General features: G+C 41.7%; 20 protein-coding genes and 1 pseudogene. 14 read left to right on the forward strand and 7 right to left on the reverse strand.

The genetic code is table 11. The features are described 5' to 3' along the window. The first annotated feature begins 60 nt into the window (after nucleotides 1-60). From CU053_RS04810 to CU053_RS04825, 4 genes are read left to right on the forward strand one after another with little or no spacing between them, the layout of a single operon-like run. On the forward strand, nucleotides 61-474 hold the full coding sequence (locus CU053_RS04810; RefSeq protein WP_100551063.1) for a siphovirus Gp157 family protein: 414 nt from the start codon (nucleotides 61-63) through the stop codon (nucleotides 472-474). Between the two features lie 12 nt (nucleotides 475-486). Then, the gene (locus tag CU053_RS04815) at nucleotides 487-1,293 is read left to right on the forward strand and encodes an antA/AntB antirepressor family protein (RefSeq protein WP_100551064.1); all 807 of its coding nucleotides are present in this window, start codon (nucleotides 487-489) and stop codon (nucleotides 1,291-1,293) included. A 23-nt stretch (nucleotides 1,294-1,316) separates the two neighbouring features. Then, nucleotides 1,317-2,045: a phage regulatory protein/antirepressor Ant gene (locus tag CU053_RS04820; protein ID WP_100551065.1), complete on the forward strand. Its 729-nt coding sequence runs from the start codon at nucleotides 1,317-1,319 to the stop codon at nucleotides 2,043-2,045. Nucleotides 2,046-2,047: 2 nt separating this feature from the next. Further along, entirely contained in the window at nucleotides 2,048-2,425 is a 378-nt protein-coding gene (locus CU053_RS04825) for a RusA family crossover junction endodeoxyribonuclease (protein ID WP_158107010.1), read from the forward strand. Here the strand turns inward: CU053_RS04825 and CU053_RS04830 are convergent. Then, entirely contained in the window at nucleotides 2,406-2,723 is a 318-nt protein-coding gene (locus CU053_RS04830; RefSeq protein WP_158107011.1) for a hypothetical protein, read from the reverse strand. The two genes, CU053_RS04825 and CU053_RS04830, sit on opposite strands and share 20 nt — an antisense overlap. Nucleotides 2,724-2,782: 59 nt before the next feature. Between CU053_RS04830 and CU053_RS04835 the strand changes: the two genes are divergently transcribed. From CU053_RS04835 to CU053_RS04845, 3 genes are read left to right on the forward strand one after another with little or no spacing between them, the layout of a single operon-like run. After that, a complete protein-coding gene (locus tag CU053_RS04835; protein ID WP_100551068.1) occupies nucleotides 2,783-3,085 on the forward strand; it encodes a hypothetical protein in 303 nt (100 codons plus the stop codon). 21 nt (nucleotides 3,086-3,106) lie between these two features. Then, entirely contained in the window at nucleotides 3,107-3,382 is a 276-nt protein-coding gene (locus CU053_RS04840; protein WP_100551069.1) for a hypothetical protein, read from the forward strand. Nucleotides 3,383-3,392: 10 nt separating this feature from the next. After that, the gene (locus CU053_RS04845; protein ID WP_100551070.1) at nucleotides 3,393-3,806 is read left to right on the forward strand and encodes a hypothetical protein; all 414 of its coding nucleotides are present in this window, start codon (nucleotides 3,393-3,395) and stop codon (nucleotides 3,804-3,806) included. Here CU053_RS04845 and CU053_RS04850 read toward each other — a convergent pair. Together CU053_RS04850 and CU053_RS06660 are read right to left on the reverse strand one after the other, a co-directional pair. Next, nucleotides 3,803-4,213 (reverse strand): type II toxin-antitoxin system HicB family antitoxin, encoded by a 411-nt coding sequence (locus tag CU053_RS04850; RefSeq protein WP_100551071.1) that lies wholly within the window; start codon nucleotides 4,211-4,213, stop codon nucleotides 3,803-3,805. The two genes, CU053_RS04845 and CU053_RS04850, sit on opposite strands and share 4 nt — an antisense overlap. A gap of 14 nt (nucleotides 4,214-4,227) precedes the next feature. Continuing rightward, nucleotides 4,228-4,341: pseudogene (locus CU053_RS06660) on the reverse strand (hypothetical protein); the annotation flags it as partial. Between the two features lie 391 nt (nucleotides 4,342-4,732). Between CU053_RS06660 and CU053_RS04860 the strand changes: the two are divergent. Genes CU053_RS04860 through CU053_RS04870 form a run of 3 tightly spaced genes read left to right on the forward strand, consistent with a single transcriptional unit; the run spans nucleotide 4,733 to nucleotide 8,619 of the window. Then, on the forward strand, nucleotides 4,733-6,301 hold the full coding sequence (locus tag CU053_RS04860) for a site-specific DNA-methyltransferase (protein WP_100551072.1): 1,569 nt from the start codon (nucleotides 4,733-4,735) through the stop codon (nucleotides 6,299-6,301). A gap of 1 nt (nucleotide 6,302) precedes the next feature. Beyond that, nucleotides 6,303-6,812, forward strand: a complete 510-nt coding sequence (locus tag CU053_RS04865; protein ID WP_100551073.1) for a terminase small subunit — start codon at nucleotides 6,303-6,305, stop codon at nucleotides 6,810-6,812. After that, on the forward strand, nucleotides 6,805-8,619 hold the full coding sequence (locus CU053_RS04870) for a phage terminase large subunit family protein (protein ID WP_158107012.1): 1,815 nt from the start codon (nucleotides 6,805-6,807) through the stop codon (nucleotides 8,617-8,619). Before CU053_RS04865 ends, CU053_RS04870 begins: the two co-directional genes overlap by 8 nt. On the opposite strand, the gene CU053_RS04875 is transcribed toward CU053_RS04870, so the two are convergent. From CU053_RS04875 to CU053_RS04890, 4 genes are all read right to left on the reverse strand, one after another. After that, nucleotides 8,616-8,942, reverse strand: a complete 327-nt coding sequence (locus tag CU053_RS04875) for a type II toxin-antitoxin system HicB family antitoxin (protein ID WP_100551075.1) — start codon at nucleotides 8,940-8,942, stop codon at nucleotides 8,616-8,618. The genes CU053_RS04870 and CU053_RS04875 overlap by 4 nt on opposite strands. Then, nucleotides 8,939-9,187, reverse strand: a complete 249-nt coding sequence (locus CU053_RS04880; RefSeq protein ID WP_199244215.1) for a hypothetical protein — start codon at nucleotides 9,185-9,187, stop codon at nucleotides 8,939-8,941. The genes CU053_RS04875 and CU053_RS04880 overlap by 4 nt, the downstream gene beginning before the upstream one ends. Before the next feature lie 139 nt (nucleotides 9,188-9,326). Then, nucleotides 9,327-9,635: a helix-turn-helix transcriptional regulator gene (locus CU053_RS04885; protein WP_100551076.1), complete on the reverse strand. Its 309-nt coding sequence runs from the start codon at nucleotides 9,633-9,635 to the stop codon at nucleotides 9,327-9,329. Then, on the reverse strand, nucleotides 9,625-9,915 hold the full coding sequence (locus CU053_RS04890) for a type II toxin-antitoxin system mRNA interferase toxin, RelE/StbE family (RefSeq protein ID WP_100551077.1): 291 nt from the start codon (nucleotides 9,913-9,915) through the stop codon (nucleotides 9,625-9,627). The genes CU053_RS04885 and CU053_RS04890 overlap by 11 nt, the downstream gene beginning before the upstream one ends. A gap of 135 nt (nucleotides 9,916-10,050) precedes the next feature. Here CU053_RS04890 and CU053_RS04895 point away from each other — a divergent pair, with 135 nt between their 5' ends. Genes CU053_RS04895 through CU053_RS04910 form a run of 4 tightly spaced genes read left to right on the forward strand, consistent with a single transcriptional unit; the run spans nucleotide 10,051 to nucleotide 13,895 of the window. Then, the gene (locus tag CU053_RS04895; RefSeq protein WP_100551078.1) at nucleotides 10,051-10,299 is read left to right on the forward strand and encodes a hypothetical protein; all 249 of its coding nucleotides are present in this window, start codon (nucleotides 10,051-10,053) and stop codon (nucleotides 10,297-10,299) included. Continuing rightward, nucleotides 10,299-11,774 carry a phage portal protein gene (locus CU053_RS04900; protein ID WP_100551079.1) on the forward strand — a complete coding sequence of 492 codons (1,476 nt, stop codon included), beginning with the start codon at nucleotides 10,299-10,301 and terminating at the stop codon, nucleotides 11,772-11,774. Before CU053_RS04895 ends, CU053_RS04900 begins: the two co-directional genes overlap by 1 nt. After that, entirely contained in the window at nucleotides 11,749-13,641 is a 1,893-nt protein-coding gene (locus CU053_RS04905; RefSeq protein ID WP_100551080.1) for a phage major capsid protein, read from the forward strand. Before CU053_RS04900 ends, CU053_RS04905 begins: the two co-directional genes overlap by 26 nt. Before the next feature lie 59 nt (nucleotides 13,642-13,700). Beyond that, the gene (locus CU053_RS04910; protein WP_100551081.1) at nucleotides 13,701-13,895 is read left to right on the forward strand and encodes a hypothetical protein; all 195 of its coding nucleotides are present in this window, start codon (nucleotides 13,701-13,703) and stop codon (nucleotides 13,893-13,895) included. Nucleotides 13,896-13,997 lie beyond the last annotated feature (102 nt).

Raw genomic sequence — 13,997 nt, forward strand, 5'->3', positions numbered from 1 at the left:
AAAATTTATACCGCCGAGGATAGCCGATTCGATTTTGTGTATGGATATACAAAATCTATCATGAGGCCCGAGGCACCCTTTAAGCTAACAAGTCTTAAAATAGCGCGCGAAGCAAAGGTGCTTAATCTGGGTAAATTTGTGAAGAACTTAGATGCTGAGCTTGTTGCTGTTAATAATGAAAAACTAAAATTTCTCAAAAGAGAGCAATCACTTAAACGGCAGATTGAGTCTATCAAGACCTACCTGGCTAAAAACATGGCTGAGGGCGAACAATTCAAGGATGCGCAAATCAGGGTGAGCTGGCGCATGCCAAGCGAACAAGTGCATGTGTCTAATGTTGACATGATTCCTGAAAAATATAAACGCATCACGGTTGAAGCAGATAAAATTGAACTTAAAAAAGCGATTAAAAATGGCGAGCTGATTACTGGGGCATACTTGCAGTACGTTGAACCGAGTGTGTTAATCAAATAAGAGGAAGTCGTTATGAATATCGCTATAAGAGAACATGAAACTTTAATACAAGCAGTATCAGCACGAGAGCTTTACCAGTTTCTGGAAATTAGAGCGGATTTCACGCATTGGATGAAGCGAATGCTGGAGTATGGATTTGAAGAAAATATTGACTATCTTTTGCACGTCAAAAATGACGAGCAAAAAAGCGGGCGCGGCGGTTACAACAAGGTGGACTATTTCTTAACCATTGACTGCGCCAAAGAAATAGCAATGCTTCAGCGTAGCGATAAAGGAAAACAAGCTCGCAAGTATTTTATTGAGTGTGAAAGGCAACTGAAAGAGCAACAGGCTAATCAAATTAGGGGGCAAAATACTCATGCTATTGGCAGTGGAAACTACATTGAAGCAGCAAAAGTAATGCGAGCAGCGAAGTTAGCTTTAACCGGGTTAATTAAAGACAAAAACCAGTTAGCTATTGCATGTTCTCAGGTAGGTTACAAAGCTACTGGTGTTGATATTGTTAAAGCGGCGGAAATCCCGCTTATATCAGCCCAACAGCAGCAATTATTAACCCCTACTCAATTAAGTAAAAGTATTGCCCCAAATCTGTCTGCCCAAAAGGTCAATCAGCTTCTTGAAGCCAAAGGACTGCAAACCAGAATAAAAGACGCAAAAGGTAATACAGTTTGGGCAGCTACTGAAAAAGGTTTAGATTTTGGCTTGTATCAAGACACGGGCAAAAGACATTCAGATGGCGCGCCAGTCAGGCATTTAAATGGTTTGATAGTGTCATTGGTCAGGTGTAATCAATGCAGTACAGCGAATCTGGTGTGTTGATTAGGTGATAGGAGGAGAAGAGGATGAATCAATTAATAAAACAGCAAAAAACCATGTCAAGTCGTGAGATTGCGGAGATTACAGGTAAAGAGCATAAAAATATTTTGCGTGATATTGAGAACATGCTTAACGAGCTCAAAATTGAGCTCGTTGAATTCTTAAGCGAATATGTAGATGCCAAGGGAGAGCGAAGAAAAAGCTTTAATCTACCTAAACGTGAAACTCTCATTTTAGTGTCAGGGTATAACATAGCAATGCGCGCTAAAATTATTGACAGATGGCAGGAACTCGAAGCACAGCGATCACTGAAAGCACCTCAAAATCTTTTAGAAGCCTTGCAGCTGGCTGTGAAGCTTGAAGAAGAAAAAGAAGCGTTGAGAATTGAAAGCAAGAAAAAAGATCAGCTAATCGGTGAATACAAACCAAAAGCAGATTATGTTGATACGATTTTAAAATCAACCTCACTGGTTACGATTACGCAGATTGCCAAAGATTATGGCAAGAGCGGTCGTGCAATGAATCAATTATTAAATGATTTAGAGATTCAGTATTTTCAGAGCGGACAGTGGTGGCTTTATAGTAAATATCACGCGCAAGGCTATACCCATTCGGAGACAATCAGCATTAAGCATAATAGCGGGATTGATGAAATAAGAATGATCACTAAGTGGACTCAAAAAGGACGCCTGTTTTTATATGACAAATTGAAGACGATAAGCGTTTTACCATTGATTGAACAAAAAGCAGCATAGCTGTGCAGTACGAATTTACCACAGACTATCCGCCAAGTGTTAATGGGCTTTATGTGACAGGCAGAGATGGACGCAAGCATTTAACCAAACAGCACGTTGATTTCAGAAAACAAATTCGCTTAGACATGTTAGAGCAATGCGGGATACCTCAAGCCATTAAGTCAAGTGCAGAGCTGACGATTACACTAACCCCTGGCGATAGAAGAAAACGCGATATAGATAATGGGTTAAAAGCACTTTTGGATGGGTTACAAAAAGCCAGGCTAATCAACGATGACAAGCAAATCAAGAAGCTAAATGTTGTTATGAATGATCGAGATTTAAGCCATGGTGGAAAGTGTCACATTCAACCAAAAGCACTTAATGCAGTGCAGGAATGAATTTGGAAACAAGAGGAATTAATATGGCAATAACAATCGCGCCCATCATCCATTTGAAATTACTATCGATGCGACTGTCCAATTTATCAATGCGACTGTCCAGTTTATCAATGCGACTGTCCAGCTTGTCGATACGACCGTTTAATGTGGCAATATCTTTATCCATCTTATCACGCAAATCTGAAATATCCTCTTTCATTTCAGCTTTAAAACTAGCCATGTCTTCTCTTGTCGCGGCGTGCATCAAAATATCGACAAGCTTATCCTGGGTAATGGTTACGTTAAATTCATTTTGCATAAGGCGCTCCTGTTTTTGCGTCTGGTCAAAGTTTAGCATTAAAAAAGGAGAAACAAAATATGCACCATCATAATATTGTTGCCACTACAGGCACTTACACGGCGCAAGATGGTCAGAAGAAATATATCAATAAAACAGTTGGCAAGGTATTTCAGACGCAAAATGGCGTTAAGCTCAAGCTCGATGCCAGTTTTAATTTAGCGGCACTTGAGCAAACCGCTGATGGCAGTGTGTGGTTGTTAGTATTTCCGCCCAAAGAACAACAAGTCACACAATCCTATCAAAGCCCAAGTGCCGCACCGTACACACAGCCGACAATGCAACAAATCAATGATTTTGATGATAGTGAAGTACCTTTTTAAGTATGCAGTTTATGGTGATGTATGAGCAATGATAGCCACAAATCAACACAACAGAAATCCTTCGTAATTCATGAGGTGTTTTTTAAAAATATGCGTGCGTTTGAGATATATTATGATTTGCCTGAAAATACGTTGTCATACATTAAAAAGAAATATAAAACCACGGCTGAAGAAGCAGCTATGCGTGCGATGGAGTTGCCTCAAGTTAAGCGCTACATTATTTACCAGAATTCATTCACAGCTAAATTTTTACAGATGAACTTACCAACGACTGATTTTGCTTATTATGTGGGTTAAGGAGAAGGTTATGGGAGAATTAACCCTTAATATGGGTTATAAGTTGATTAAAAATATAATCGGTGAGGAATATGCTGAAATCGTCCACGATGTGGCATCAAATAATGTCCGCAACAAGCTTTATTTTCCGATGTATGCGGGGAGGTCATGTGGTGAGCTTAGAAGAGCGTTGCCAAAAGAAGTATTGCAGAAGCTGTCGCAACACTTTGGTGGGCAGACGCTTTACATACGCAAAGAAAACCTGAAAATTGATGACTCAAAACTCAAGCAATGGGCAGCAGATGTGCTTAGTAAAGCAGGTGCGTCACCGCGAGAAGTTGCGCAATTACTGAGGGTGAGAGAAAAGACGGTGCTTAATGGTTATGTTGAGAAACAGGAAAAGCCAGTTGATGACAGCGGGCAGAAGCAGATGTGTTTGTTTTAAACAAGTTTTAAATCCAAATGTTTGTCAAAGGTGGCAAGTGCTTGTTCAATGGCTTCAATTTTTGAGCGGTAGTGCAAGTTAAATAATCGATCCAGATTTGATGGCGCAACCCCTATTTTACTGGCAATATCTGTTTTTTTAAGATTAGATGCAAGCCACTCATTATAGAGATATACTTTGGCAGCCAGTCCAACAGGTAGCGTGATATAATCAACGCCAATATGCTGAGGCACGGGAATAGGCTTTTTGTCCTCAATATAAAAATCAAATGCTGAAATAAGCGCATCAACTGCTTGGTCCTGTAATTCAGATAGCTTTTCAACAGTTGTCACAGCTTCAGGCGCATCAGGGAATGTGACTAAATACTCGCCGTTAGTATCTTCTTGAATATTAATGTTATATTTCATAATGTCACCTCGTATTATTTTAAATCCAGGTCTTTTTTAATTTTCTCAACCAAGCCTTTACCAATTTCCTTAGCACCATGGTCAGGGAAAACGGTCTGGTATCCGTTCAAATATACTTTGAAATGGCTTGCCCTTTGCCTTCTTGAACGTGGCGCCGTTGTCTTTTAACCACTTTCTGAACTCACTGTATTTCATTGAAGAAAGGCTCCACGCTTGTTATGTGTTTAGTTTATCAAAAAAGATAAACTTTTCAAGATTAATTTATCAAAAAAGATAAACAACATTATCAATTAAGATAATAAAACATTGCACAAACTGTATGGGTGATAATTGTTAGAGTGTAGTGAACATAAGCTTTTAAGGTACTTTCGGAGGCTTGAAAGCACGGGGGTCGGCTATGCGCAAAAAACACTTTCTGCGTGAATGAAAAAAACGACTTCGTTTCGCTTTTGACACCTATGTGTATGGGGAAAGTGTTAAAAAAGCGAAATCAATAGCGAAATTAAAGGGGAATGGGGTTTGGAAAATAAGATTGAATATTTGGGTATTGATGAGTTGATGCCGTACAAAAATAACGCCCGTACACATAGTGAAAATCAAATCAATAAGATTGCCGCCAGTATGCAAGAGTTCGGCTTTATAGCGCCTGTTGTGATTAACGATGAAAATATGATTTTGGCAGGTCATGGTCGTCTGATTGCAGCAAAGCAGATAGGACTGCAACAAGTGCCCGTTGTGCGTGTTGCGCATTTAACGAAAGCGCAGCAGCGTGCCTATACTTTAGCTGACAATCGCATTGCTGATGATGCGGGCTGGGATGATGAGCTTTTGAAGATTGAGCTTAGTGAACTGAACGAGTTAGATTTTGATTTAACGATGACGGGTTTTGAAGATGAGGAGTTAAACCGTCTTATCTTTGAAGAGGAGGACGAAGAAGATACATTTTTAACGGATGAGGAAGATTGTCCCGCGGTTGAAAACAATGCGGTATCTGTCTATGGAGATGTCTGGCTTTTGGGTGAGCATCGGGTGATGTGTGGTGATAGTACGGTGATAAGTGATGTTAAAAAGCTTGTAGGTGATGAAAAAGCACAACTACTCCACGCCGATCCCCCTTACGGTATGGGCAAGGCTAGTGATGGCGTTGCGAATGATAACTTATACGATGAGAAGCTCGATGACTTTCAAATGGCGTGGTGGGTGACTTTTCGTACTTTTGTTGCTGACAATGCCAGTGCGTATATTTGGGATAATGCACCCGAGTTATGGCGACTTTGGTATAAACGATTAGAGAAGACTGAGCATATAGAGCTGCGCAATCAGATTGTGTGGGATAAAAAAAGCATTGCGGGAATGAAGTCAGAATTAATGACGCAGTTCCCGATTGCGACAGAACATTGTTTGTTTATGCAGCTTGGCAAGCAGTTTATTGGCTCAATTAACGCAGAGGACTACCCAGAGGAATACGAGGTGATCAGAACTTATCTAGCCGATGAAGCACAAAAAGCAGGGGTAAAGCAAAAAGACATGCAGCAACATTGCAACTGCCAAATGTATGCCCACTGGTTTACTAAATCCCAATTCACATTAATTCCACAAAAGCATTACAAAACACTGCAAGCGGCTTATCCAGAGTACTTTAAAAAGTCATGGAGTGAATTAAAAAAAGAGTGGGATAAGCTAAAAGGTAAAGGCAGTGAGTTTAAGGCTGGCAAACTACAGTCGATGCGCAGTTATTTCGATAATGCGCACGAAGTGATGCGAGACGTATGGGAGTTTCCACGCGTCGTTGGTGATGAGCGTCATGGTCACGCAACGCCAAAGCCCGTTGCAATGATGGAACGCATTATGAAATCAAGCTTGCCTGCCAAAGGTTTATGCTTAGAGCCGTTTGGTGGCAGTGGCGCGACACTGATTGGTGCAGAAAAAACAAAGCGAAAATGTTACACAATGGAGTTGCAGCCCTGCTATGTCGACGTGATTGTTAAACGTTGGCAAAGTTTTACAGGCAAAGAGGCAATTCATTTAGCGTCTGGCAAAACATTTAATCAATTACTCAATACAGCAGATGAGAAAGTAAGCACATGATATGGCAGCAAATCTTATCACTGCAAGGGTTCTTGCAAAACTACTGAAATTATCAGAACGAAGAGTTCAGCAACTGGTTAAAGAAGGAGTTTTGACAAAAGAAAAAAATGGACAATATCCGATGATTGAAAATATTCATCGATATATTGATTACATTGGTGTACGTGCAAGGAATAATGACAGTGATATTGATTTAAATGTGGCGTTGAAGGAGGAGAAATTGCGATTGATAAAAGCTCAAGCTGACAATCAAGAAATCAAAGCCAAGTTAGCCGCTAAGCAAGTCATTGAAGTGAGTCGAATTGAAATGGTTCTTGGTGCAGTTTTCACATTGATGCGTGAGCGTTTGCTTAATATCCCAGATAGATCGGAGCGTACACTGGTTGGTGAGACAGACAAAGATATATTTAAAAAAACACTTACGCATGAAATTACAGATTCAATGTATAGTATTGAAGATGGTATTGATGAAGTGTTTGATAAACTAATCAATGGAGACAGTAATGACTGAGCTGGAGCTAAAAAAATTGATTCACGCTTGCTTTGAAAAATATTTTTTACCAGCAAAAGAAATGAACATTTCACAGTGGTCAGAAGCCTATGTATATTTGCCAGCAGGCACCTCGGCAGTACCAGGCAGGTGGCGAACATTGCCCTATCAGGTTGGCGTAATGGAGGCAGCAGAAAATACAAAAATAAACAAAATCACCTTAATGTGGGGAAGTCAGTTAGGGAAAACGGCGTTAATCAATAATATTCTTGGTTACTACATTCAACATCAACCTGCGTCACAAATGATGATGCAACCCAGTGAAACAGATACAAAAATTTGGTTAAATACAAAATTCTATCCAATGGTCAGAAACAGTAAAGAAATTGAAAGATGTCTTGCAAAGCCACGGGGACGTGATGGTGTTAATACTAATCAAATGAAAGAGTACTACGGAGGGTTTCTAATGATGGCTTGGTCGGGCTCCCCAAATACCATGCGCGGGCGCTCGGCACCGAAGATTTATGCCGATGAGGTCGATGGTTATGAGCGCACCAGCGAGGGGCATCCCGTTAATTTATTATGGCAGCGTGCGGCAACTTTTGGCAGCAAGCGTAAGCTATTAATCACAAGCACCCCGACGCACAAAGGGGCGTCATTTGTTGAAATGAGTTATCTATCGGGTGACCAGCGTCAATTCTACGTGCCCTGCCCGCACTGCAATGAATTTCAAACTTTACAATGGAAAAATGTCACTTGGCAAAGTGATAAAGGAAAACATGATATTAAAAGCGCACGCTACGCATGCGAGCATTGTGGTAGTTTAATCAATGACGGACAAAAACTGGCGATGATTCGCAAGGGTGAATGGCGAGCAAATATGCCATTTAATGGGCATGCAAGCTTTCATTTAAACGAGTTATACAGTCCCTTTAGAACCTTTGCTGATATTGTGCAATCGTTTTTGGAGAAGAAACAAACAGGTGATTTAAAAACCTTTGTGAATGTGTCATTGGCTGAAACATGGGAGGAGGAAGGTGAACAGCTAGAGCCAGGCAGTTTATTGGCGCGTGTTGAGTACTGGGAAGCATTACCAGAGGGTGTTGCTTTAATTACCGCTGGCATCGATGTGCAGCAGGATAGAATTGAACTGCAAGCCGTTGGCTGGGGCGTGGGTGAAGAAAGCTGGATAATTGATTATAAAGTCTTTCATGGCGAAACCAGTGAGGATGAGGTTTGGCGTGAGCTTACGCAATACCTTGTGCATAAGCGTTATCCGCATCAGTCTGGTAAACAACTGCCCATTGCTTTTGCCTGCTTAGATACAGGGGGCACTAATAACATGACCTCCAAAGCCTATGATTATGTCAGGCGCAGTCGGATTGGCTTGCCCTTTGCAATCAAAGGTCGCGGTGGTGAGCATCCTTTCGTTGCTGCCCCAAGTCGCAAACGTGTGCCCAATAAGAAGGCGTTTGATTTATACATGATTGGCATGGATGAGGGTAAAAGTATTTTATACAACCGTTTGAGACTTGAAGAAGAGAAAGGTGCAAGCGTCATCCACTTTGATGCTAAGGTGTGTGATGCGCGTTATTTTGGGCAGTTGACCGCTGAAAAACGATTATTGCGCTATCAAAAAGGTTTCCCAAAGTATGAATGGCATAATGTCGCCCCTGATAAGCGCAACGAAGCACTAGACACATATATCTACGCGCTAGCGGCATTAAGGATTACCAATATTGATTTGAGCTTAAAACGCCAGCAGTTAAAGCAAGAAGCGAAGGACAATCCAAAGAAAGCAACAGCTAAAAAGAGTTACAAACTTTAAAGCACAGCTAATTTTGAACTAACAAGTCGATTAAGGCTTATGCCTTGCTCAGCTGCTTTAATAGCAAGAGTTCGATGCGATTCAGGTGGTATTCTAACCATAAATGAACCGCTATACTTTTTCTCAGAAAGTGGCGCTGGAATTGCTTCAGCGGAGGCTTGCATATCAAACAAAACCTCATGCACAGTTGTGCGAATTCCTTTCAAAGCTAATTCAGGGGATGTGTCAAGCCACGATAATGAAGGGAATTCAGCGCATAAGCCAATGTACTCATTATCATCAGCTGACCAGGTAACACGGTAGGTATAGTGATCGGCATTCATTTTTGCATGTCCTCCAATTTTTTAATGGCTAGCAGAACTTGTTTCACCTGATACGGTTTAGCTTTGCCATTAGCATTTTGAATATTGATTCTGGGGTCACCAATCCAAGGGGTTTTAAATATCATGTGACTACTGCCAGATTGTCTAGGCTCACCAAAATATTCTGTGCATATCTTAGCAAGTTCGTTAAAACTCACATGAGCAGGATTGTTTTTCATTTGCGCTAAAACTTTGTTAGTCGGCACGCTACTATGCTCGTTTTATATTTTGCACCAATAGTAGCAATATTGATACTAAAAGTCAAATAAGTAAGGACAGATTGACGTACTGTTGACATCCTACGCTCCGCAAAGGAAGGTGTTTTACGGCGCCTCTTTATAAACTCTAAGCAGCACACTCATGTAAATCCACCGCAAAATGAATATTATTTCTGTCGAGTAAATCTTGTAAGGCAAGCTCAATAAAAACTTGTTCAGAATGTCCTAGAATTTGTGCAAATTTTTGTGCCTGCTTGACACTCATTGTTTTACGGTTATTTTCAAGAGCAGATAAATATTGCTTTGAAACACCGAGTTTATTTGCGAAATCAGCTTGGCTAGATTCTTCACAAGTTCGTAAAGCCCATATTGCTTTGCCAAGCGTTAGTTTTGCTCCAGTTATACTTTCAATTAATCTGCTTGTTTCAGTATTCATGTTTATTCACCTCATCAATTTCAATATAATTCAGTTCAACACTTCCCTTAGCATGTTCGGTATAAATGGCACGATGTGCTTTGTTTAATCGTACTGACCGCTGACCTTTTCTATTTCCCTGCAGAGGTTCATCATGATAACCTTTGCATTTTCTCGTTTCTATCAGACCAATAGCTTCCACCGACCTTGTCCACATCGTGATTTTTAAAGCAATTTGCGCAGGGACTTTCTTTAAATCCTTCTGAGCTTGTTTACCCAATTTAATGTGTTTTGTTTCCATAAACATCGGCTTATGACGTTAGGTTAAATGTTATAGTAAACCAAAAAGGTTTATATTTCAAGGAAATAGATAAAACTTTGCACAAACTCCCCTTCCCCTGCTCCATAAAATAGCTTTATTAAAGATGGGGGGCTTATGGATATTGAGAAAGAGTTACAGCAGAAATATGCTGAGTTAGAGGCGATTCGTGCATCCATTAATAAGGTCATCGGCAATGCGCATATTGAATCGTATAGCGCAACAGGTAATTCAATCACGTATCGTGAAATGAAAGATTTGCGTGCGGAGGAGTCACGGCTGATGTTTGCGATTAATCAGCTTGAGCTGATCAAACAAGGTCAACGAGGCTCGAGCATTGTGAGCACAAGCTTTAGGGTGCGCTAATGGGCTTGTTATCATTGTTTAAGCGTGAGAGAGGAGCAAAACGCACAAGCCCATCATTTGAATTCATCGCACAAAAGCGCATGTACGAGGCAGCGCGTTCACAGTTGGTGCGTGATGTTTTTAGTGGAGGTGATATCGATGAGATCATTGAATCGCAATCCAGTGCGATTTTGCGTCGCGCGCGTGAAGCCTATGCTAACAATGATTATGTCAAAGGCTATATATCGATGGCGTGCACGAATATTATTGGACATCAAGGCATCCGCATTCAGTGCAAAACGCAAAGTGAATCACTGAACAATAAAACGGAGCTTAACTTTAATCGTTGGGCGCGTCGGGGCAGATGTGATGTTACGGGACAGCTGTCACTTATTGATGTGCAGCTTGCCTGTGTACGTGCGCTTTTGCGGGATGGTGAGTTTTTTGTATTAAAACACGTCATCGATGGACAGTTGCAATTGCAGTTAATTGACAACACAAGAATTGATGTCACTAAACGTGCGACATTAAGCAATGGCAATAAAATCATTAACGGCATAGAACTCAATCAGCTTGGTAGGCCTCAAGCGTATTATTTGTTGGCTGATAATGGCGCGGATACACAGCGCATTGCGGCAAGCAACATCATTCACGGGTTTATTCATGAGTTTATCGGGCAAAAGCGTGGCATTTCAACGATTGCCACGGCATTAATTCGGCTGGGACTCTTGAAAGAGTTTGAAACGGCTGCCGTGGATAACGCCAGATGCAATGCTAAATCGATGGGGTTTTTCAATCAAGCAGAAACAGAGGTTGATTATAATGCCTTAGCAGAAAGAGACAGGGAGGCGGATAATAGCTTTGATATCCAAACCTTAGATGACCGCGCACAATTTCATGTGATTAAGTCAGGATATAAGCTCGAGAAGTTTGACGGGCAGTTTCCAAGCGCCAACTATGCTCCGTTTAAAGAGTCTATTTTAAAAGCGATTAGTTCCAGTCTGGGTTATGGGGTCAATTACATCAATCTGGGCAATGATTTAAAAGGGGTGAGTTACTCAAGTGCGAGACAAGGCTTATTAAGCGAGCGTGATGCGTGGCGTATGCTGCAAACACTGCTTATTGACACCTTAATGCACCCTGTTTTTGACAGTTGGCTTGAGGTTGAGTATTCAAGCGGCAGATTAGGCAACATCAGTGTGTTAAGCTTGGATAATTTAATTGATACGGTACGCTTTCAAACGCGCGCATGGGCATGGATTGACCCATTGAAAGATGCCAAAGGCACCACTGAAAGCATTAATAATCGCACGATAAGCTTGTCGCAAGCTATTCTAGACGCAGGTGGCGACCCTGAGGATACCTTAAAGCAAATTGCTGCTGATTTAGTGCGCTTAAAAGAGCTAGGCATCGTCAATGAGGTAAGCCCTGAAGAAGACATTCAAAAACAAGTGGAGGATGGAGTAAACAATGCAGAACTATATCAAGACGATTAAAGAAGCGGAAATTTTGACCCGTGATTACACGTTTAATGCCACGCATAGTAAGATTGATATGGATAAGCGCACGGTTGAGTTGAGTTTTTCAAGTAATACGCCCTACCAGCGTTGGCAAGATGCCAATGAAGTATTGGAGCATCACGCGGGAGCGATTGATTTAACCCGCTTAAATAACAAGGGAGCGCTGCTTATCAATCACGACTGGAATCGCCAGATTGGGGTGGTTGAGCATGCGTATATCGATGGCGATAAAGCGCGCGCCGTGGTGAAGTTTTCCAAGCGTCAGGAAGCCCAGGACTTTTTTCAAGATGTTCAAGATGGGATTATTGCCAATGTATCCGTAGGCTACAAAGTCGATGAAGCAGAGCCTGATGCAACCAATAAAGCGGTACGTGTGACGCACTGGCAACCGTTTGAGATTTCATTAGTCAGTGTGCCTGCAGATGTCACCGTAGGCATTGGACGCAATTTTGCACAAAGTTGCAATGATGAAGCTGCTAAGCTAGATGCAGTTTTAGATAAGGTTAGTAAAAGTAAAAACAATCCTGAGGGGGAGAGAATGAGTAACGACGTAAAAGAAGTAAAAGAAGTTAAAACAGAGTCACAAATCACACGCTCATTTGATGAGGGTATTAAAAATGAGCGTGAGCGGATTGCAAAAATTGACGCACTGGCAAGGAAATTCAATCAGGCAGAGTTTGCACGCAGCTACATTGAAGGTGGAAAACCTTTTGAGCAGTTTGAGCGTGACTTTGTCGAACATGTGCAGTGGGTTCAGGAAAAGCGGGAAAGAATGACCAAGCTGGAAAGCAACAGCCCGCAAGTTAATGCGGTACAATCCTGTGCCAATAACATTGGAATGAATGATAAAGAAACGCGCGAGTTCAGTTTATCGCGTGCGGTACGTGCACTGGTTAATCCGTTTGATATGAAGGCGCGTGAGGCTGCCAGTTTTGAGTTTGAGGCTTCCGATGCTGCAAAGCGTAAGCTTGGCATTAATGATGATTCGCTGATGATTCCACCTGATGTGCTGCAGCGTGATTTCAGTATTGCCACTGGGCGTAATGCTTTAGTGCCAACACAACTGCAGAGCTCTAGTTTTATTGACATGTTGCGTAACAAGTCGATTATGCTTAGCATTGCACGCAGGTTATCTGGCTTGCGAGGGAATGTGGATATTCCACGCCAGGTGGAAGGGTCTAATATTTACTGGGTTGGGGAAAAGCAAGACGTTGGTGAAGGCAAGCTCACCACTGACCAGGTTCATTTAACACCAAAGACCCTGGGTGCTTATTTGGAGGTCTCGCGCATGCTGATGATCAATAGCTCACTGGATGCCGAAACCATGGTGCGTAACGACTTATTGGCAGCAGTAGCACTGGGAATTGATACGGCGGCATTGTATGGCACTGGCAGCAATCATCAACCGTTAGGCTTAACGGGAGTTAGCGGTATCACTGCTGTTGAATATGCAGGAGATAATCCAACCTTAGCGGATTATATCGGCTTAGAAACCAGTATTGCATTACAAAATGCCGATGTTGCTAACATGCGTTATCTACTCAATCCTGCGCTCAGGGGTGCGGCTAAAACCACACCAAGATTGCCAGGCAGTGAAATGACGGTATGGGAGCCAGGCAATACAATTAATGGCTATTCGGTTGAGGTCAGCAATCAGATTAAACCAAATCAGGTGATCTTTGGTGACTTTAGCCAGTTGATTGTAGGGTTGTGGGATGGTTTACGCTTAACGGTGAACCCCTATAGCCTGGATAAATCAGGTGGTATCCGTTTGGTGGTGATGCAAAGTGTGGACTTTGCGGTGCGTCGTCCTGAGTCGTTTGCGATTGCTAACAAAAAGTAACAAAAAGATAGTAAAAAGATAGTAAAAAGATGGTAAAAAGATAGTATAAGGGGCTGGAAATGAAAGCAGAATTGTTGCGATCGATTGTTGCGGCAGGTGAAGCGCGCAAGGTCGGTGATGTGGTTGAGTTGACTAAAAATGAATATGATTTTTTAGTCAGTCGCGGGCTTGTCAAAACGGTTGTTGATAAAGAAGTACTCGAAGAAAAGCAGCCAGCTTTACGTAAAGCAAATAGCAAAAAGACAGATAATTAAACGATGGCAGTCTATCTGGCAGGGTGCCTCGGGCCTCATGATAGATTTTGTATATCCATACACAAAATCGAATCGGCTATCCTCGGCGGTATAAATTTTGCC

The organism is Caedibacter taeniospiralis (assembly GCF_002803295.2).
Taxonomy (GTDB): domain Bacteria; phylum Pseudomonadota; class Gammaproteobacteria; order Francisellales; family Francisellaceae; genus Caedibacter; species Caedibacter taeniospiralis.

Coding starts and splice junctions, on each gene's coding strand:
- CU053_RS04845 (WP_100551070.1), top strand. CDS start 3,393: ATGGGAGAATTAACCCTTAATATGGGTTATAAGTTGATTAAAAATATA.
- CU053_RS04910 (WP_100551081.1), top strand. CDS start 13,701: ATGAAAGCAGAATTGTTGCGATCGATTGTTGCGGCAGGTGAAGCGCGC.
- CU053_RS04810 (WP_100551063.1), top strand. CDS start 61: ATGAGGCCCGAGGCACCCTTTAAGCTAACAAGTCTTAAAATAGCGCGC.
- CU053_RS04850 (WP_100551071.1), bottom strand. CDS start 4,213: ATGAAATATAACATTAATATTCAAGAAGATACTAACGGCGAGTATTTA.
- CU053_RS04840 (WP_100551069.1), top strand. CDS start 3,107: ATGAGCAATGATAGCCACAAATCAACACAACAGAAATCCTTCGTAATT.
- CU053_RS04895 (WP_100551078.1), top strand. CDS start 10,051: ATGGATATTGAGAAAGAGTTACAGCAGAAATATGCTGAGTTAGAGGCG.
- CU053_RS04830 (WP_158107011.1), bottom strand. CDS start 2,723: ATGCAAAATGAATTTAACGTAACCATTACCCAGGATAAGCTTGTCGAT.
- CU053_RS04815 (WP_100551064.1), top strand. CDS start 487: ATGAATATCGCTATAAGAGAACATGAAACTTTAATACAAGCAGTATCA.
- CU053_RS04870 (WP_158107012.1), top strand. CDS start 6,805: ATGACTGAGCTGGAGCTAAAAAAATTGATTCACGCTTGCTTTGAAAAA.
- CU053_RS04865 (WP_100551073.1), top strand. CDS start 6,303: ATGGCAGCAAATCTTATCACTGCAAGGGTTCTTGCAAAACTACTGAAA.
- CU053_RS04890 (WP_100551077.1), bottom strand. CDS start 9,915: ATGGAAACAAAACACATTAAATTGGGTAAACAAGCTCAGAAGGATTTA.
- CU053_RS04835 (WP_100551068.1), top strand. CDS start 2,783: ATGCACCATCATAATATTGTTGCCACTACAGGCACTTACACGGCGCAA.
- CU053_RS04820 (WP_100551065.1), top strand. CDS start 1,317: ATGAATCAATTAATAAAACAGCAAAAAACCATGTCAAGTCGTGAGATT.
- CU053_RS04905 (WP_100551080.1), top strand. CDS start 11,749: ATGCAGAACTATATCAAGACGATTAAAGAAGCGGAAATTTTGACCCGT.
- CU053_RS04900 (WP_100551079.1), top strand. CDS start 10,299: ATGGGCTTGTTATCATTGTTTAAGCGTGAGAGAGGAGCAAAACGCACA.
- CU053_RS04885 (WP_100551076.1), bottom strand. CDS start 9,635: ATGAATACTGAAACAAGCAGATTAATTGAAAGTATAACTGGAGCAAAA.
- CU053_RS04875 (WP_100551075.1), bottom strand. CDS start 8,942: ATGAATGCCGATCACTATACCTACCGTGTTACCTGGTCAGCTGATGAT.